This window comes from Pilimelia anulata, from assembly GCF_014647895.1.
GTDB classification, from domain to species: Bacteria; Actinomycetota; Actinomycetes; order Mycobacteriales; family Micromonosporaceae; genus Pilimelia; species Pilimelia anulata.
Window position 1 is genome coordinate 295,881 of sequence record NZ_BMQB01000003.1, and the last position, 17,482, is coordinate 313,362.

Sequence of the window (17,482 nt, forward strand, 5' to 3'; positions counted from 1 at the left end):
ATCAGAGGGTTGTGGTGCGGGACGACCGGACCGTGATGCCGGTTGGCGGTCGTCCCACACGCGCGGTTACGGGGTTTCGAGGCGGATGAAGTTGATGACCGTCGGATCGGTGATCCCCTGGGCGGTCAGGAACTCGTGCAGGGAGGTGATGCTGCCGGGACCCGTGATCGGGGCAGGCAGGGTCACGGTGGTGTGGCCGTGGCCGTAGGCGTGCATGAACGCCACGTAGTAGGTGGCCTGCTGCGAACCGTTGTTGATGCCCATGACAGAAGTCCTCTCGGAGAAGAAGAAGGAGGAGGGGTTAGATCCAGTCGGAGACGTCGTCTCCACCGGGGCCGGCGACCGGGCCGGTGTCGGTGTTGTTGGTGGGGCGTGCCGGCCGGGCCGGCTTGGGGGTTTCAGCCGGTGTCGGCTGGGCCGGAATGTCGGCCAGGTTCAGCGACGGCGTGCCACCGTCGACCGGGGCCGGAGGGAGCTGGTCGATCCCGGCGGGGGAGTCCGGGACGGTGACCAGCTCAGGCAGCGGTGAAGGCACCAGGTCGGTCAGCGCCTCACGACGCTTGACATCAATCACGACGTGCGCGGAGTTGGAGCCGGCGCGCTGGGCGGTGACGGTGGTGGCCCAGCAGGTGGCGGCGATCTTGTCCAGACGGCCCTGAACATCAGTCAGGGACAGACCCGGGCGCAGGATGATGCGGACGCGTTCGCCGACGGGCGTCGGAGTGGCCCACAGGATCAGCGGCAGGGAGCCGGTGCGGTTGGCGATGATGAACGCCGTGAAGCAGGTCCGCAGACGGTGACGGACCTCAAAACACCGGTAGACGGCGACCAGGCCGCGACGGACCGGCGGAACGAACCCACACACCAGAGCGACAGCCGTCACGACGACGGCAGCAACCACGGGTGGGGTGTTGTCGACCAGGGCAGTCCAGGCCCAGGCGAACAGGCAGGCGGCGGCGATCTCAGGCAGCCACCACCAGATGCGGATCAGTACCGGCCAGATACGGACGATGCAGTAGACCGGGATGGCGGCCAGGCCGCCGAAAAAGACACCGACCAGCAGAGCGGCGATCGGATGGGGCCAGTCGGCGTTGAAGATGGTCGCGTACAACGCGGTGACCGCTACGGCGGTCAGGATCGACGCCAGGCGTGCCCGACGCGCGGATGAGGTGTGGACTTTGGCCTCGATCACGGTGACGGCGCCGGTGCGGGTGCCGAACAGGCGTGAGGGCTTAGACTTGGACACGACGAGTCCTCCCAACAGGTGGGCTTGATCGAAATGGATGGCGGGGGTCGGCTGGGTTGCAGCCGTATTGCCGACCCCACGCCGGCGAACAGTTGAACGGTCACGGGTGCTGTGACCAGCGGGCAGACGGCCCGTAGGCCACCCGCGCGGTTGCAGGTTCAGCGGAGCGAAGTCCGCCACATCAGGACATCACCAGGGTGTGCGGGTTTGCGGTCTAGCGCAGGTCAGGCCTTAGCCGAAGCCCCAGGACCAGAAGCAGGCTTCAGAGACAGCGCGCGGAACGCGGTGCCGTTACGACCGTTGGTCGCCCACGGGATGGCTTCGAGCTGCTCGACAGCGACGACGTCTCCGACCTTCACGTTCGGCTTCTCACCAGCCGTAGTGATGGTGATGACATCCCCGCCAGTCGCGTCGAGCACGAAAACCTGGGTCGACCACAGCGGACGCCCCGTGTCCTTCTCGTTGCGCTGGTTACCGTTCTGATCCTTCTTCGGACCGACCTCCTGCGAGACCGTGAACCGCTTCCCCGTCATGTCGATGCTGAGCCTCATGGCGCCTCCTGAGATTCGTTGGTGTGTCGGCTTGTACCAACAAATAAGTTGTATCACGTGCCCCACGCGCCCCACAAGTGTTTTGTTAGCCTGTTGGTATGAATTTTTCGGAGGTGCCAGTTGACGTTGAGCCACGCTGATCCCCGACCCCTGTACCAGCAGCTCGCCGCCGTGCTCCGAGACCAGATTCGGGCTGGCGAGCTGGCCCCGGGCGCCCGGTTGCCTACCGAGGCAGTCCTGTCCCAGACCTACGACGCAAGCCGCAACACTGTCCGTGACGCGATCGACGTCCTCAGACGTGAGGGCCTAGTCGAGTCACGTCAGGGACGTGGAGCATGGGTCCGGCAGTCCCGGCTGGCGGTCGTCCGCAAGCTTCCGGAGCGGTACCGGTGGGAGAAGGAGCGCGCCCGGAACGACGAGGGGGTTCGTGCAACCACCGGGGCGACCGAGCACGACACCGGCCTCAAGGTCGATGACCTCGTGTTCACCTCTACCTACGACTCCTCGGGCGCGACAGATGAGCTGGCAGAGCTGTTTGGCGTGCCGGCCGGCACTCAGCTCCTCCGTCGTTCCTACACGACGCGATACCGCGACGAACGGGCTCCGCTCGGAGTCAGCCAGTCCTACCTTGTCTACGCGGCAGTCGCTGGAAACCCCGATCTGCTTGACGCAAATAACGAGCCATGGCCAGGAGGAACCCTCCATCAACTCTCTACTGTGGGCATCGAAGTAGACCACATTGTCGATGAGGTGAGTGCACGTCCGCCGTCGGCAGAAGAGATGACAGCCCTCGGCTTGCCCGAAGGTACGCCAGTTATAGCAACCCGCAAGACGTCGTTCGACATTCATGGCAGAGTCGTTGAAGTGTCCGACATTGTTCAAGCCGGCGACCGCGCCAAAATACGCTTCACCTCACAACTGAACAGGTGGGAAACGTGAGCCGCATCATTTCTGTCATCACTGCCGCTCACGCTCCCAGCGTGCCGTACCTACGGGAAGCGTTTCAGTCTCTGGTTGAGCAGGAGATGCCTGATGGATGGTCTTGGGAATGGATCGTTCAGGAAGACGGCGAGACCGGCGCTATAGCAGATGCGCTGCCCAGCGACTCGCGCATCAGTCATGGATCAGCGAGACCAGGTGGCCCGGGAGTGGCGCGGACAGTAGCAATGGCACGTGCCCGAGGGGATCTCGTGCGGAACCTGGATGCTGACGACAAGTTTCTACCCGGTGCCCTCCTGCGCGATATCCAGGCGCTAACCTCACATGCTGAGGTTGGATGGACAACCTCGCGCGTACTGGATTGGCTTCCTGATGGCGAAGTGCTGTCCTGGGAGCACAGTGACCCTGAGGAGGGTTTACTGCCGCGTGGGGCGGTCTTGGATGCATGGCGCACCCAAGATTGGCTGCTGCCAGTTCATCCCGTGACGATCTGCATCCGCCGAGATCTACTGTTCGCTCTGGGCGGTTGGATGGCGCTCACGAGCGCCGAAGACACCGGACTCCTCATTGCTGCAAGTGTGATCCGCGATGGCTACTTCATCCACGAGCCGAGCTTGATGTACCGCAAGCATCCACAGCAGGTGACAGCGCAGGCCTACCACGTCGACGAAGTAGAGCGCGATCGGCGACGACGACTAATCGCTGAGCGGGCGGATGCGCTCCGCTCGTTGTTCATGCTCTGAGTCCTACTGCTCAGCGTCGTGTCCCCAGGATCGGATCGTCATAGCACATGCGCTGCTTGTCCGAACGGTCGTCAGGTCCGGTGAGAACTTTCTGTACGACTTCAAGGCGGCCCGCCCACGGGCCGCACGCGCCGCCGCCAGGGCGCACGACCTCCGCTGCGCTGTCGCTCCGCTACGGCCGCGCAACATGCCCGGCGCCTGGCGCTTCGCGAACACGATGACGCCCCGGGCCGCCGAAGTTGCAGCAGCACGGGGCGTCCGTCGCGCGCAGTGCAGACTGGCCGCCGGCGGACCGTACGGGCACCAGCTCGGGGACCAGGTCGCCGTGGTGGATGCGGCCTACGGCCGTAGCCGGTTGCGGTCAGAGCGCCTCCGGCGGGGGCGCTCCTGCTCTGGGATGGCCGGGGGTCCATGCGGCCGTCGCGGTGGTCGCGTGGTTGGGCTGGGGATGGTGCCATCCCGCCCGCTGACGTCCCGGGCAAGCCGAGCAGACCGGCCCCGGGGTGACCAGGTCGTACGTCCGCCGGGCGCTCCACCTGGTCACCCCGGGGCCGGCCCGCACCCCCAGAGGGCGGGACGACAGCAGACGGGATGGCTTAGGCGCCAGGGAAATTGGATGCCTTGCGGTTTAGAAACAGGTCGAAATCAGGCTCTTTCATAAGAGCTGCGAGATCAGGTCGTGCGCGGATTCTGTGCCGCATTGCCGCCAATGCACACACCGAGGTTGACCGGGCCGTTTCACTGTTGAGTGCTGAGCCAACTACGCCATTTACCACATGGACCAGGTGTTGCTGTTCGATCGGATCGTCGGTTATCGCGGCAATAGCATCTCGAAGTAGGGTGGTCGTCTCGCGAGGGTCACTGACATCTCGTGGCTTGACGAATTGTTCCAACTTATACCACTGTACAGATTGCCTGCGGAGAATTACATTTCCCTGTTCGACCGCAATCTTCGAAAGCAGTGGCTTGCCTGCTTCTTCAAATACGGTCGGGCGCGGATACGCTGTGCCGTGCGAGTAGAACGGCTTAGTTTCGTTGAGGACCAGCGCAATGCCCGGAGGGACCGATCTTGTGAGTGCGATTAGCCCTGCCGCCGCGGAGACCTCGGCAGTATGAACGGCATCCAAGAGCGCTGGCATATCCACGCCGTTGTCGCAGTGGGGCGACAGAAAGCGATCGGGGAGCAAGAGATGTGAAGCAAAGCTGGAAGCCTCTCGCTCACGCAGCCCTCCGATGTAGTCCGTGGTCTCTTCGTCCGGCGAGTGACATTCAATAAGCTCTGTATGCCATGGGAGCAGGACGTGCCCAAGCTCGTGAGCTGCTGTGAAGCGTTGTCGGAGGCTGTTGTTGATCGCCTTGAGAAAGACCTTTGGGCGACCGCCAGTTGTGAGTCCAACAGTGAGTCCATCGCACAGGTATGGCCACGAAAGAATCTCAATGTCGGCGTACTTCTGCAACACTGAGAATATGTCAACTGGTGGCGTCAAGTCGAACTGTTCGACAATTCGGGTTGCTAACCGTTGTTCAGGCGATTGGGTCACTCAAACGTCCGGTGGACTGAAGCCAGGTCAGTAGCTGGGCTGCCTCGCCGTGTTGCTCGGTACGGGCTGCGGCTGCGAACCGTCGCGGATCCCGAAGCAGTGTGCCGACTTCGACGCGATCCCTGTGGGCCGCGAGGATAAACCTCAATGATTCTGGACGTTCTACCCAAAGCCGATATTCGGCTGATGTCATCCCAAGGTGCTGAGCTAGCGTCATTGATGAATGTAGCTCGGCGTTGTCGTGCCATTGATCCACATAGTCATCAATCTCGTCCAGGAAGGCAGCGCCCGCTAGGCACGAGTCCACGAACGTCTTGGGGCTAGACATCGATTCTCCTCCCTGGCACGGCTTCCCCTACCGTAACACCGGTCACCGCGTCAAGCACGCCCATGTGCCGCCCGCGCCTGTTGTACACCTCAACGTGACCGTGGAGGGCATCCCACTCGTACAGCCGGTCACCCCGTCGATTGCGCCAGCGCCGTCGGCCGTGGGGGGCGCCGATTGCTTCCTGTGTATCGAGGAAGGACGGCCTGGGTAGTGGAACCGACACTCCGAGCCTTTCGCGAGGTTACAGCGTCGCCATCCATTTAGCCCGACTGGCGTGTGCGCAGTCAACCCGGAGGGTGACCCGCTGGTGTACGTCTGGTGAGAGCCGTCGCTCGTCGCCCAAGGGCCGCCTTCGCCGCCGGGTGGAGGATCATGACCGGATGGTGGATGTAGCTCTCTGGGTACCTCTCGCCTCCGGTGTTCTAGGCATCATGGGCGCCCTGGCTGGCACCGCACTTGCTCAGCGCTCTGCAAGGCACCGTGAGGATCGTCGGTGGGCGCGGGAGCGGGAGCTGGACGGGGTCCGCTACGAACGCGAACGCCTTGAACGGCGGCGCGAACGTCGAACCGATCTCTACGTCGACTTGGCCGAGTTTGCGCAGACCGAGCAGTCCCGGCTCACGGCCGCAACTGATGAGTACAGCAGCCGCCATGTTGGGCCCCCCGAGCTTCAACATCCGGACCGACTGGCAGCGCGTGTGAAGCTGTACGCCGCCCCTCAGGTGCACGAGCGCTGGACTGCGCTGGTCCGGGCCATGGACCGCGTCCGCTGGGCATGGCGGGAAGGGGACCTCCAACACAGCGAACACGCGGCGTGGCTCGATCACGACAACCCTGCCGTCGTTGAGCTGGACAGGGCCATCGACGAGATGCATTCGGCGCTCAAGGCGGCTATCGACGAAGAGGCTTAGAAAAATCGATCGCCGCCTGCATGACCGCATTGCTTTCTCGCCGATCGCGAACAGTTGGTCTGACGCATGCCGCAGATCATGTGGATAGGCGCCACGAGCGCCTTCCAGGCCGTCGCCAGGCCGTCGAACGTCGAACCTCGCTGACCGACGATGACCAGCGACGCCAAGATATCGGCAGGTCAGCGCTGGTCTGGCGATGGCTGACCAGGACGGCGCTTGGCCCGCTAGCGGTAGTTGGTGAACCGCTGCCACGAACCGGCCGCGTTGCCTGTCCACGGTTCAGCGCGGGATGACCGCTGGGTCGAGCCCAAGGTAGTCTCGCCGTGTCACCGACCAACTTGGAGGATCCATGGCTTCGGTCGAGCCGCTGCCTGCTGGTGATGTGGTACCCGACGAGGGTTACTACGTGATCTTTGAGTTCGATCCTGGCACTGCCGAGATGCGCAAGGTTGGCGACACCTACGCGACGTCAGCGTTCAGCCGACGCGAGGCCTTGGAGCACGCCGAGGCAGCGGCGCTGCAACAGGCCAGCCGAGGGGGCGGGCTTCAGTATCTCGTCGCCCGAGTCACCCCGGAGGGCGGGTTCCGGCCAGCGAGGGGGTAGCTGCATGCCCGTAACGTGCCCGATCCAGGGGTTCTTAGGGGGCAACGACGGTCGGTCTGGGCCATGTCGGACGACCCGTTAAGGCAGGTTGGCTAGGTCACGCCACCCGATGCAAGCCGGTTCGCTCCTATTCCCAAGCTGACAGCGCGGGTTCGATTCCCGTCACCCGCTCCACGACGAAGGCCCTGGTCAGAAGCGGTTTCTGACTCAGGGCCTTCGATCTTTCAACTACTCGGAACGGCTGGCGGGCCATCCACGGGCCATTAGCGTTTCCGGGCCACGGCGCCGGCCATCCCGTCGTCGCCGTCGTCCTTCTTCTTGCGCGTCTTCGTGGTCTTCTTCGGTGCGACCTCGCCGCTCTCCTTCTTGGCCTTCCGGCGGTCGGCCTTGACCGCCTTGTCGACGGCCGCCGCAATGGCCAGGTCCGCCTCGGACGTCGCGTGCTGGTAGATCATGGCCGCCTGGGCGGAGTCGTGACCCATGCGCGCCATCAGTTCCTTGGTGCTCGCGCCCGCGCGGGAGGCGAACGTGTTCCCGGTGTGCCGCAGGTCGTGAAAGTGCAGACCGGGAACCCCGAGCCGCGTCACGGTGGGCATCCAGGCGACCAGCTTGTTGAAGTTGCCGCGCCAGATCGGCCGCCCGCTCTCGTTGGTGAAGACCAGGGCATCGTCCTGCTCGTCGACGAAGCTCGAGAAGTGATCACGCAACGCGGGCAACACCGACGGTGGTAACGCGACGTTGCGCGTGCCCGCACGGGACTTCGGTGAACTGAGCACCAGGCCGACACCACGGATCTCGGTGTACTGCTGGCGGATGCGGATCACGCCGGTGTCGGCGTCGATGTCCTGTCGTTGCAGCGCCGACACCTCACCCCAGCGCAGGCAGCCGAACGCGCTCACCAGGATGATCGCCCGGTACCGGGCGGGGACGGCGTCGGCCAGGGCGAAGACCTGGCGGAACGTCAGCACCGGCCGCTCGGACGACTTCTCCTGATCGGCGCCCGGGATGCGGCATGGATTGCGGCGGAGCAACTCGTCCTCGTTGACGGCCGTCATAAGCACCGCGCGAAGCAGGCGGTACGCCTTGGCCGTCTGGTTCTCCGAGACTCCTTTGCCGAGCAGATCCGCGCGCCACTGGCGAATCAGCGGCGTGTCCAGCCTGCCCAGCTCCACCCCGCCGAGTTGCGCCTCGATGTACTTGCCGAACAGCCAGCGGTAGAGCGCCACGGTGCGTGGGCGAAGCTTCGGCCGTTGGGTGATCCACCGCTCGGTGTACTCGCCAACCGTGATCTTCACGCGCTCCGGGTCGACCCACTCCCCGCGCATCATCTGCGACTCGATCACGGTGAGGAATCGCTCCGCCTCGCTCTTGCGCGCGAACGTCATCGGCGCCGGGCGGAGTTGACCGTCCGGGCCGGGGTAACGCACCTGGTACCGGCCGGAGTCCCGCTTGCGGATGCTGCCGAAGCGCCGTCGCCCTGCCATCACGCCACCGCCCGCAGGTTGCGCCACACCTGAGCCGACGTCAACGGCTCGACCCGGCCCTCATCGAAGTGCGCTGTCAGGTCGGATGCCTTGATCCGTACCGATCGGCCGACCTTGTGGAACGGGATGCGCCGCTCGGCCACCAGTCGCCGTACGTAGCGGGGACTCATCTTGATCCGCATCGCGGCTTCCGGGATCGTCAGCACCTCTTCCATGTCAGTCCTCCCCTTGCTGTGGTGCGTGCTGTTCGTCGGTTGCCGAGAGCGGAGGCTGGCCCCGCGCGGCGCGCTCCTTCGCGGCCAGCAGCTCCGAGCGCCAGCGCGAACGCTCCGAGATGGACCGCAGGAGGCGGTGCGCCAGCGGCGGCACGTCCGGGTCGTCGGGCCGGGCCAGCTCCCAGACGTACTGGGTCTTCTCCCCGCTGGCGTTGCCGTCGTCGGCGTCGGTCAGCTCCTCGGTGACCCCGAGCAGTTTGCGGACCCAGACCCGCGCGTCGACCTTGTGGTCAGCCAGGGTCTTGCCGGACCACTCGCGCGAGATGAGGACGCGCCGGCCGCCGATGCCGAGGGTGGCCCGCTGGTGGACCTTGCCCCGACACCATCCCGGCTTGAGCTTGTCGTGGGCGTTCTTCGGCTGGACGCCGTAGAGCAGCCAGTTGGCGCACCGCTCCGAGCACAGCGTGACCTGGAGCTGGCGCCACAACCGGTCGAGGTGCGTCCGCTGCCGCTCGGTCTGCGCTTCGTGGCAGTCGGCGACCTGCTTGGTGATGTACTTCGTGACGTACCGGATGGTCCGCGCGGCGTCCTCGGTGCCCGGCATGACCCCGCGGGCGTCGACCTGGGTGCCGAACTTCACGACGTGGACCGGTTCGGCGTCCTCGTCGGCGTCGACCAGATCCAGGGCCTCATCCCAGGTACGCAGCGGTACGCCACTCTCCGGGTCGCACCACGCCTCGGCCTCGTCGTTCCAGACCGGCGCCCGATCGGCGGTGTAGAGCTGCACGTCCACCGACGGCCACCACACCTGGTGGTACGTGGCCGCCGCGACCTGGCGCAGGATCTCGCGCGGGATGGTGCCCCGGATGGCGAAGTGCGCGTGCGGGGCGAGACGCCGCTGTGGCTCGACGCAGCCCGCGTACTGGACGTTCCAGCCCGCGCAGCGGCGCAGGTTCTGCCAGAACCGGTCCAGCAGCCGCGGGAAGTGCACGGCGTCCCAGGCAGCCCGCCGGTAGTCGTAGGTCGTCGGACTGACCGGCGTGCCGTCGGTGCGGACGCGGCCGTACGAGTCGAGTGTGAGCGTCAGCCACATCGACGGCCGGTGCTCGGTGCCGTCCGGCGCGGTGTAGACCTTGCCGACCGTGCGCGGCTCGACCTTGCGCCGAGGGAGATCCGGCGAGCCCTGCCGCCGCCGGGTGGAGCGGACGCGCCGCTTCCCGGTGACCTCGCCCTGGTCCTCGTCGTCGGACTGGTGTGGCGGGGCGACCCGACCGCGCAGGCCCTCGGCGAGGATGGCCGCTTCCACCTCGCGGATGGCGTCCTCGAGGTCGCGCACCTGGTCCCACTCGCTGGCACGCGCGGCCTGGTCGCGCTCGAACTCGAAGTGTCCTCTCATGATGATCAGCGCCTTCTGTTCCTCGGTGGCCGGGTCGGGGCCGGGGTCGGGTTCGTCGGTGCGGTGCCAGCCCTCGCGGATCTGCGCCTGCCGGAGACGCCGGTTCCGTTTCGCGCACGGCGGGCACTTGTCCTCGCGGGTCGCCCCGCACGGAAGGTCGATGACGCGGGTCACGCCGTCGCTGAGATCCGTGCGGCGCATCGACAGCGGCCGGATGCAGACGCCGTAGTCCTTGCAGATGTCGGTCAGGATGTCGACGGACCGGGGTAGCGCCATCCGGGCGGCGCGCGAGCCGGGCCGGGGCGCCTCGGTCGGGGCATCGATCGTGGGTGCGGTCATCGTGCTCACCTCCCGGTCGGCCGGATGTTTGCGCGGACGTGGGCGGGTGGTTCGCCGAGGCTCGAGACCGCCTCGGTCAGGCAGCGCCACAGCGTCCACGCCTCGTCCGGGTCGAGGTGCATCCGGCGCCCACGGCGAGGTAGAGCTGACCCGTGGCCTCCTCGATCGAGACCGAACAGGCGGTCGACGGCTGCGCCGTGGTGGCTGGCGTGCGAAGGCGGTAGAAGCGACGGCGTCGAGTGGTCACCGTGATCACTGCTCCTCCCCGGTCGGCCTGTGCAGCGCGGCCAGCAGCGCCCGGGGCAGGAGCGGGCCGCGGTTCCCGTTGCCGTTGGACTGGGCGGGTACGACATCGGCGAGTGGCCCGGTCGGTGCGGGTGCGGCGTAGGCGCGGGCCATGCGCCGGATCTCTTCGTCGTCCAGGTACGGGAAGCGGACGCGCACCGGGTCGGCGCTGCCGTCGGGCAGGACGTAGGCGACGCCCTTTGCGTTCTCCGGTAGCCGGTCGGCCAGTGCTCCCCGGTCGCGCATGTCGTCGCCGAGGACCATGTCGACGTGCGACGCGGCCGTAACGCCGAGCAGGATGCGGGACAGGAACAGGTCGCGTAGGTCGAGGTTCTCCTTGCGCGGGTCCTGTAGCGCGCCGACGACGACGATGCCGACCCCAGCACCCTGGGAGAGCAGCAGCCCGAGCAGCGCCTCGATTCGCTTGCGCAGGTCGGGGTCGGGGCAGTACCGGGTCAGGGTCGCCAGCTCATCGATGACCAGCACGTACAGCGGTTCGACCAGACTCGCGGTGTGGACGCGAGCCGCGTCGAAATACCGCGCCTGCCGGTCGCGGAGGATGGTCACGGCTTCCTCGAGCAGCTCCGCGATGTGGTTGTACGACTTGTAGGCGAACTGGTGGAACATCGACCGGCCCATGGCCAGCTCCATGCCGCCCTTCGGATCAATCACCAGCAGGCGGACGAGGCCAACTTTGACAGCCGGTGCGAGGGAGGCGATCAGAGACCAGATGACGCCGGACTTGCCCCGCCGCGACGCACCGGCGATGAGAAGGTGCGTGGCGAGCAGCCGCAGCCGGTACGTCTCGCCGAGGAACGAACGCGCGATGGGCAGCGCGCCCAGGTCGACGGCGTCGGCGGTGGGAAAGGGCCGGACGACCTCGGTGAGGCAGTCTCGGCGGACGATGACGATGTGCACCTCGGTCGGCCGGTCGGCCCACCGCCACGAGTCGACCCGCCGCCACATCCACGCGAGCCGGCCGGTCCGGGTCGGGCGGGTGTCCGGGCGCTGTTCGAAGACCTGAGCTGACCGTGCGCCGAACGAGTACGCCAGGTCCAGCGCCCGCTTGCGGTAGTGCTCCGGGTTCTGGCCGAGGAGCAGCCGGACCACAAGCCGGTCCGTGGCCGGGGTGCAGACCACCCGACGCAGCCGCGGGACGACAGTGGTGTGGTCGAGCTTCTTGTCGAGCCCGCACATGCGCATCGCGTTCGACCAACTCCGCTGGTACACCCAGCGATGCCGCCACTGCCCCAGCAGCGGATAGAAGGCGAGACGTTCGCAGGACGACGGGTGCAGGCGCCACCACACGCCGCCGCCGACGGACAGACCGATGATCGTGAAGCCGATGCTGTAGGCCAGGGTCTGCCAGTCGTAGGTGATCCACGTCCACGCGGCGGCACCGAGCAGTGTGGAGGCGAGCGGGTGACGGATCGCCCACACCGTCAGCCACCACAGGCCCCGCAGGAGCAGCCCGAGGGCGACCACCCAGCGCGGGATCTCGATGAGCGGCTTGCGCCGGATGACCAGCTGGTCCGGGCGCCCGGCGATCTGGATGCGCTGCGCAGCGTTCATCGCGCACCACCGGAGCCGACTCGGACGAACCGACCTCGGCTGTCGCGTACGGGCGGGAACGGGATCGCAAGCTGGTCTTCACACAGCGCGCAGATCTCGGTCGGGTCGCCCGGGGCGGTAGGGGTGAACAGCCCGCGGCACTGCGGGCACCTTGACTTGCGCACGGTGGAACGAGGCATGATGAGTAAGCCCTTTCCGGCTGAGAGGTCGAGGGGTGTGGGGCGGTCCGGCTTCCTACGGCTCTGAGGACCGCCCCGCAATGACTTCGGTCAGGCGCCCGCTGATGCAGCCGACGCCGGTAACGCTCCCTCGGCGGGAGTGCAGAGCGAGAGGCTGAACCACCAGCCGCGCCGCCGCGCCGAGGCGTTGACCAGGACGTGCGCGGCACGGTCCCGGATGACGTTCTGCCGCTTGGTCTCGTCGCACCCGAGGAACCGGTGCCACCGTTCGAAATGACCCGTCGTCCGCAGGTCCAGCAGAATGGACGGGAGGTGCGGGTGGATCGTCACCGAGTGCGGGGTCGGCAGATCACGCGACGCCGCGAGGCTGAGCACCGCCAGGAGCTGGGTGTAATCCAGCGGCGACTCGTTCAGCGGCGCCACCTGCTTCGGGCCGGCCATCAGGCGTCGACCTTGGCGCCCGCAGTGGCCCTGATGGCGGGAGCGGACTTCGGCGCGTGCATCCCGGTCGCCCGGAACGAGTACGCGAGTCGCCCGTTGCCACCGACGTACGGGGTGACCGTCAGTCCGGTGAACTCCACGTGCTCGAACGCGCCGACCGGCGGCACCGGCTGGTGGTCGGCCAGGATCTTGACCGTGACCTCACGGGAGCGTCCGGCCAGCTCCGAGTCCATGTCCATGACGCGGCACTGGTACACGCGCTGGTTGGTGACCTTGTCCTTCGCCGGGGTCCGCTGCCCCGTCCGCTCGTTGTAGTCCATCGCCTCGGCGATCGAGTCTGGGACGAGGACGACGCCGCATGGGAACAGCTCCCCGAAGCTCATCTTGAACCGCGCTCCACCCTTGATCATGGGTCTACCTCCGCTTCTAGCCTGCCCAGCCTGTCTAGGCAGGTTGCCGTGAGGCCCAAGTTACCCAACCTGCCTAGACAGGTGCAAGGGATTGCCGAAACTTTTCTAAGTTGCCTAGTCAGCTCTACCCTGAGCGGCATGAGCCTGGACCCGGACGACCCGCGTTCGCCGTATCTACAGATCGCGGCCTCACTACGCGCCGACATCAAGACCGGCAAGTACGCGCCAGGAGCGCGCATCCCCTCCCAGCCCCAGCTCAGCGAGCACTTCGGGGTGGCCCGGCAGACCGTCGCCCAGGCATTGAAGGTGCTCAAGACCGAGCGGCTGATCGTCGCCCGCAGCGGCGGCGGCACCTACGTCCGCGCCAACACTGAGCGGCCCGTGGGTCTGCGACCTCACATCGAAGCAGCGTTCGAGAGCCCCAGCGTCACGATCGACTTCGCCGGCTTCTCGGGCGAAACGCTGTACAACGCCATCCAGGAGACGCTCGACAAGGTGCGGATCGGCCGCCTGACACCCGAGTCTCTTCGGGTGCGCGTCCTGCTCTCCGACATGCGGCACCCGACCGCGATCCCGTGCCGCGCCGAGGATCGGGCCGACGACCCCGCGATCCGGGCACGCTCCCAGCGGATCACAGACCGCTCAGTCCAAGCCCTCACCGATGCAGTGGAGGAGCTGGCCCGGCTCGACCTGGTGAAGACCGCGACCGCTGAGGTGCGCGTGCACCGCGGAGCGCCGATGTTCAAGCTCTTCATCATCAATAGCGAGGAAGCGTTCTTCGGCTTCTACCCGGTCGTGAAGCACACCGTGACGATCAATAAGAAGCCCACGGCGATCTACGACGCGATGGGCAAGGACGCCATCCTCTTCCCGTTCGCGCCGGGCGACGAGGAGGACCAGGAGTACGACCGCCTCTACGTACAGCAGGCAGCCGCGTGGTTCGAGAGCGTGTGGTCCACCATCGCGGAGCCGTACGAGCCATGACCACTGACGACCTGGCGGAGCTGCTCGCCCGCGCACGCGTGCTGCTGCTCGACTTCGATGGACCGATCTGCTCCTTGTTCGCGCGCCATTCGGCACCGAGCGTCGCTGACAGGCTGCGCGGCATCCTGGAGCAGCACGGCGTGAAGATCCCGACTGACCTCCGGGAGGTACGAGACCCGTTGGCGGTCCTGCGATTCAGCGACGGAACCGCAGCCCAGTACCCGGTCGAGGAGGCTCAAGTCGCGGCTGAGGTGTTAGCTGCGGCCACCGCCGAGCCGACGCCGGGCGCGGCTGAGGTGATCGCCAAAGCCAGCCGGACAGGTCGCCTCCTGGCGGTGGTGTCGAACAACAGCGCCGCTGCGGTCGACAGCTACCTCGATCGGATGAACTTGGCTGGAGCGTTCTCCGCTGTTGTCGGCCGGCCTGCCAGGGAACCACGATGGATGAAGCCGCATCCGCAAGCAGTCCTGTCGGCGTTACGGGCTCTGGACGTCGGTCCGGAGGGGGCTCTGATGGTTGGTGATGCTGCCACGGATGTGCTGGCCGCCCACAGCGCGGGTGTCCCCGTGGTCGGGTACGCAAGCCGTCTGAACAAGTACGAGGCTCTCGCGGAAGCCGACGTGATCGTGACCAGCATGGTCGCCATTGCTAACGCACTCTGACGAACGCAAACGAGGACTGGAGATCAACGAATGTCCACCCTTGAGGAATACTGGGCTGCCGCGCTGACGCGCATGAACGCCGAGGTAAAAACTTTCACGCGACTGGTGAAACACAATGCAACCTTAGGTGCCGAGAATGAGACAATATTTGGTCGGCTACTGGAGCGGATATTGCCGCGCAAATATGACATCGGGACCGGCATGATAATCGACAGTCACAGCAACTATAGTCGGCAAACTGACCTGATCGTTTACGATCGGTCCGAACTGCCGACGCTGTTCGCACAGTCAACTCAACTAATCCACGCGATCGAATCAGTATACGCCGCAATCGAGGTTAAGACCCGGCTGCAGGTTTCCGATATTGAAGATTTCGCCAAGAAGGTTCGAAAAATTCGGGAACTTAGAATAGTGGGAGATGTTAAGGATACGGGTTGCTATGACGGAAAGCTTCCGTTCGTAGCGGTTCTTGCATTCGGATCCTCGGTGGCGCCGGACACTGTTGCGAGGCGGGTCGGCGAACTCGAAGCCGTCGAGCAGCCTGACCTCCTCTGCGTAATCGATGCGGCGTTACTCGGCTGCCGAGGAAGTGAACTCGACGGTGCTACCGCCAAGGGGTTCTTCACCGGGCTGGCGCTTGAACATACCCGAGATCCTGACGGAACGCGGGAGCCGTCATCCTACATCGAAACTGAAGTAGCGGATCCGTCATACAAAGTCGATGGCAAGAACCTAAGACTAGAACCAGCGCGCGCGCTTTTGGTGTTCCTTCAGAAGCTGAACACTGCAATTGGCCAGCGACAAATTGTGGACGATGTCATGAGCCTCTACATGAAAACACCCATGAATGAGCTACATTCGATCACAAGATGACGGTCTAGCGCTCGGACCAAATTCCCTTGTTGCCCAGGAATGCAGCCGTACCGAGGGTTGCCAACTGCTCTGACTCAGCGGCCTGCGCCATTGAGACCAGCGGTGGTACTTTGCGGAACCGATCCTCCGTGATGACCACGACACGATGGCCTTCATCTCTCAGCTCCAGGGCCTGAGCCAGGACGTATGGGGCGCAGTATTCGCGATGATCCATGGGGTCGATAAACTGATGCCGTGCCATTACCACTCGGACACGATTGTAGTCCGCCCCACGATTAAGCGACTGGCCCTTACCTTGCTTCACGAAAAGATGCGCCTGCCCCTTGTTGCTGACCCGTTCTAGTTCAGTACAGAGTTGCTCGCACAGAGCTAGCTCTTCGCTTTGGATCATTTCAGCCAGGGCGAAGAATACGGGTGGATGTTCATCTATGGGGACAAGTCGTTCAACTTCGGCCAAGGCAGAGGCATCGGGTACGTATACGGTCAATGATGTCAGCCTTGTCCCTGTAGGACAGACTCAAGCTCTCGTGCTTGTGCTGTACTCACATCGAGGTAGCGCAACACATCGTAGTGGCCGATGATCTCGTCGTCACGAGCGCGCAATACAAGTGACGGGAAGAGCGCACCAACCTCCCTAAGGCGCCGGTAGGGTGTGGTTTCTCCCTTGCCGCCGCCACCCGAGTCCTTGTAGTCGATCCCGCTAAGGGCTTCTACCACTTCTTCATAGAGCCGTCGTTCGGCTAGGCCCAGTTCAATACATCGCAGGGCGACTGCCCTTGCGCTCACTTTTGTGGTCGAAGCAAGAGACCGAATTTGCTCGGGTGTCGGATGCGAACCAGCCGTCACACGGGATCGGAACTTTGCGACGAATTCCGTTCGTGGAAGCAATAGTTCGGCTGCGAACGCCTCTGCCCACCGCTCGTTGCGTGTGGCAGACTCTGGTGGAGCCCAGCCGTGGCATATCTTGGCATCGTCCAACAGAAGATGAGCCACTTCATGGAACAGCGTGAAAATTCTAGCCTGGTCATTGAAGGCTGAGTTGAGGACTACGACGGGAGCCTCAGTACTAGGCAGGCTGAAGCCGCGCGTTGCCTTCGCATTCGGAAACTGAAACTGAAATACGAGGACTCCGAATGCCTGTTCGACAGCGTTCTTCCACGCCTTAAGTGCGACAGAGGCAGAGGTGTACTTGCATTGCTGAGCGAACGAAATCCCGAGGGCATCTCGTATACTAGCGGCAAAGCTATGTCTTGCGGTGGCGGATTGTACAGATGCGCGAGGCAGTCGATCGTGCTCTTCGCGGCCAGATTCGCGCAAGAGCCACTCCGCAATGTGCTGATAATGGCGGGCTGATCGCAGTTGCTGATATTCGTTGTTAAGGTCCGGGTCAGTTACCGCGCCACGCCTAAAGGCTGCAGTGACCTCGCCAGGCTTAGGCGGATGAGGAGCAAAGAAGATCGCGGAAGGCCGCTTTAACACCTGAGTCAGTTGCTTGAACTGGGTCTTGGTCGGCTTCTCGATCTCTTGTTCCCATGCCTCGAGGGCCGCTGGCTCTACCCTCAGGCGCCCAGCAAGTCCCTCGCGGGTGAGACCAGCCTCTGTCCGCGCCCAAGCCAGCACACTGCCCGTAACCGGGACATACTCTGCGCGGGCCATGCGCGAAGTTTACGCGCCGGGACCGACAGGCGCACCCTCCGAGAGTATGTACCGACCACTTTGGCGTGACAGCGATCTTGCGTCGATGCGGCTCTCAGCACTGCCGAATCAGTCTCTATGGGG

21 protein-coding genes are annotated in these 17,482 nt (G+C 64.9%); 7 read left to right on the plus strand and 14 right to left on the minus strand.

Translation table 11 applies throughout. The features are described 5' to 3' along the window. Positions 1 to 66: 66 nt before the first annotated feature. From IEY94_RS08980 to IEY94_RS08990, 3 genes are all read right to left on the minus strand, one after another. Complete coding sequence (locus IEY94_RS08980; protein WP_189169618.1) at positions 67 to 264, minus strand: hypothetical protein; 198 nt, start codon at positions 262 to 264, stop codon at positions 67 to 69. Positions 265 to 301: 37 nt separating this feature from the next. Continuing rightward, complete coding sequence (locus IEY94_RS08985; RefSeq protein WP_189169619.1) at positions 302 to 1,246, minus strand: hypothetical protein; 945 nt, start codon at positions 1,244 to 1,246, stop codon at positions 302 to 304. A gap of 224 nt (positions 1,247 to 1,470) precedes the next feature. Continuing rightward, a complete protein-coding gene (locus IEY94_RS08990) occupies positions 1,471 to 1,797 on the minus strand; it encodes a hypothetical protein (protein WP_189169620.1) in 327 nt (108 codons plus the stop codon). 126 nt (positions 1,798 to 1,923) lie between these two features. Between IEY94_RS08990 and IEY94_RS08995 the strand changes: the two genes are divergently transcribed. Continuing rightward, a complete protein-coding gene (locus tag IEY94_RS08995) occupies positions 1,924 to 2,736 on the plus strand; it encodes a GntR family transcriptional regulator (protein WP_189169621.1) in 813 nt (270 codons plus the stop codon). Continuing rightward, the gene (locus IEY94_RS09000; protein WP_189169622.1) at positions 2,733 to 3,479 is read left to right on the plus strand and encodes a glycosyltransferase family 2 protein; all 747 of its coding nucleotides are present in this window, start codon (positions 2,733 to 2,735) and stop codon (positions 3,477 to 3,479) included. Before IEY94_RS08995 ends, IEY94_RS09000 begins: the two co-directional genes overlap by 4 nt. Positions 3,480 to 4,075: 596 nt before the next feature. On the opposite strand, the gene IEY94_RS09005 is transcribed toward IEY94_RS09000, so the two are convergent. The 3 genes from IEY94_RS09005 to IEY94_RS24285 form a co-directional block, all read right to left on the minus strand. Then, the gene (locus IEY94_RS09005) at positions 4,076 to 4,939 is read right to left on the minus strand and encodes an ImmA/IrrE family metallo-endopeptidase (protein ID WP_189169623.1); all 864 of its coding nucleotides are present in this window, start codon (positions 4,937 to 4,939) and stop codon (positions 4,076 to 4,078) included. Positions 4,940 to 5,003: 64 nt separating this feature from the next. Next, a complete protein-coding gene (locus tag IEY94_RS09010; protein ID WP_189169624.1) occupies positions 5,004 to 5,348 on the minus strand; it encodes a hypothetical protein in 345 nt (114 codons plus the stop codon). Next, entirely contained in the window at positions 5,341 to 5,571 is a 231-nt protein-coding gene (locus IEY94_RS24285; RefSeq protein ID WP_189169625.1) for a colicin E3/pyocin S6 family cytotoxin, read from the minus strand. The genes IEY94_RS09010 and IEY94_RS24285 overlap by 8 nt, the downstream gene beginning before the upstream one ends. Before the next feature lie 157 nt (positions 5,572 to 5,728). Here IEY94_RS24285 and IEY94_RS09020 point away from each other — a divergent pair, with 157 nt between their 5' ends. Continuing rightward, positions 5,729 to 6,259, plus strand: a complete 531-nt coding sequence (locus IEY94_RS09020) for a hypothetical protein (protein WP_189169626.1) — start codon at positions 5,729 to 5,731, stop codon at positions 6,257 to 6,259. A gap of 349 nt (positions 6,260 to 6,608) precedes the next feature. Further along, positions 6,609 to 6,863 carry a hypothetical protein gene (locus IEY94_RS09025; protein ID WP_189169627.1) on the plus strand — a complete coding sequence of 85 codons (255 nt, stop codon included), beginning with the start codon at positions 6,609 to 6,611 and terminating at the stop codon, positions 6,861 to 6,863. A gap of 263 nt (positions 6,864 to 7,126) precedes the next feature. Here the strand turns inward: IEY94_RS09025 and IEY94_RS09030 are convergent, their stop codons facing one another. The 6 genes from IEY94_RS09030 to IEY94_RS09055 all read right to left on the minus strand — a co-directional run bounded on the left by IEY94_RS09030 (position 7,127) and on the right by IEY94_RS09055 (position 13,184). After that, positions 7,127 to 8,347, minus strand: a complete 1,221-nt coding sequence (locus IEY94_RS09030; protein ID WP_189169628.1) for a tyrosine-type recombinase/integrase — start codon at positions 8,345 to 8,347, stop codon at positions 7,127 to 7,129. Further along, entirely contained in the window at positions 8,347 to 8,562 is a 216-nt protein-coding gene (locus IEY94_RS09035; RefSeq protein ID WP_189169629.1) for a helix-turn-helix domain-containing protein, read from the minus strand. Before IEY94_RS09035 ends, IEY94_RS09030 begins: the two co-directional genes overlap by 1 nt. 1 nt (position 8,563) lies before the next feature. Then, positions 8,564 to 10,297 (minus strand): replication initiator, encoded by a 1,734-nt coding sequence (locus tag IEY94_RS09040; RefSeq protein ID WP_189169630.1) that lies wholly within the window; start codon positions 10,295 to 10,297, stop codon positions 8,564 to 8,566. 252 nt (positions 10,298 to 10,549) lie between these two features. Then, entirely contained in the window at positions 10,550 to 12,154 is a 1,605-nt protein-coding gene (locus tag IEY94_RS09045; RefSeq protein ID WP_189169631.1) for an FtsK/SpoIIIE domain-containing protein, read from the minus strand. Between the two features lie 269 nt (positions 12,155 to 12,423). Beyond that, complete coding sequence (locus tag IEY94_RS09050; RefSeq protein WP_189169632.1) at positions 12,424 to 12,774, minus strand: hypothetical protein; 351 nt, start codon at positions 12,772 to 12,774, stop codon at positions 12,424 to 12,426. Further along, the gene (locus IEY94_RS09055) at positions 12,774 to 13,184 is read right to left on the minus strand and encodes a transcriptional regulator (protein ID WP_229783453.1); all 411 of its coding nucleotides are present in this window, start codon (positions 13,182 to 13,184) and stop codon (positions 12,774 to 12,776) included. Before IEY94_RS09055 ends, IEY94_RS09050 begins: the two co-directional genes overlap by 1 nt. Before the next feature lie 138 nt (positions 13,185 to 13,322). Here IEY94_RS09055 and IEY94_RS09060 point away from each other — a divergent pair, with 138 nt between their 5' ends. The 3 genes from IEY94_RS09060 to IEY94_RS09070 are packed head-to-tail and all read left to right on the plus strand — an operon-like array spanning position 13,323 to position 15,703. Further along, entirely contained in the window at positions 13,323 to 14,168 is an 846-nt protein-coding gene (locus tag IEY94_RS09060; RefSeq protein WP_189169633.1) for a GntR family transcriptional regulator, read from the plus strand. Continuing rightward, positions 14,165 to 14,830: an HAD family hydrolase gene (locus tag IEY94_RS09065; RefSeq protein ID WP_189169634.1), complete on the plus strand. Its 666-nt coding sequence runs from the start codon at positions 14,165 to 14,167 to the stop codon at positions 14,828 to 14,830. The genes IEY94_RS09060 and IEY94_RS09065 overlap by 4 nt, the downstream gene beginning before the upstream one ends. A gap of 30 nt (positions 14,831 to 14,860) precedes the next feature. Beyond that, entirely contained in the window at positions 14,861 to 15,703 is an 843-nt protein-coding gene (locus IEY94_RS09070; protein WP_189169635.1) for a DUF6602 domain-containing protein, read from the plus strand. 4 nt (positions 15,704 to 15,707) lie between these two features. Here the strand turns inward: IEY94_RS09070 and IEY94_RS09075 are convergent, their stop codons facing one another. Both IEY94_RS09075 and IEY94_RS09080 read right to left on the minus strand, forming a co-directional pair. Next, positions 15,708 to 16,160, minus strand: a complete 453-nt coding sequence (locus IEY94_RS09075) for a hypothetical protein (protein ID WP_189169636.1) — start codon at positions 16,158 to 16,160, stop codon at positions 15,708 to 15,710. Between the two features lie 35 nt (positions 16,161 to 16,195). Further along, positions 16,196 to 17,359 carry an ImmA/IrrE family metallo-endopeptidase gene (locus IEY94_RS09080; RefSeq protein ID WP_189169637.1) on the minus strand — a complete coding sequence of 388 codons (1,164 nt, stop codon included), beginning with the start codon at positions 17,357 to 17,359 and terminating at the stop codon, positions 16,196 to 16,198. Between the last annotated feature and the right edge of the window lie 123 nt (positions 17,360 to 17,482).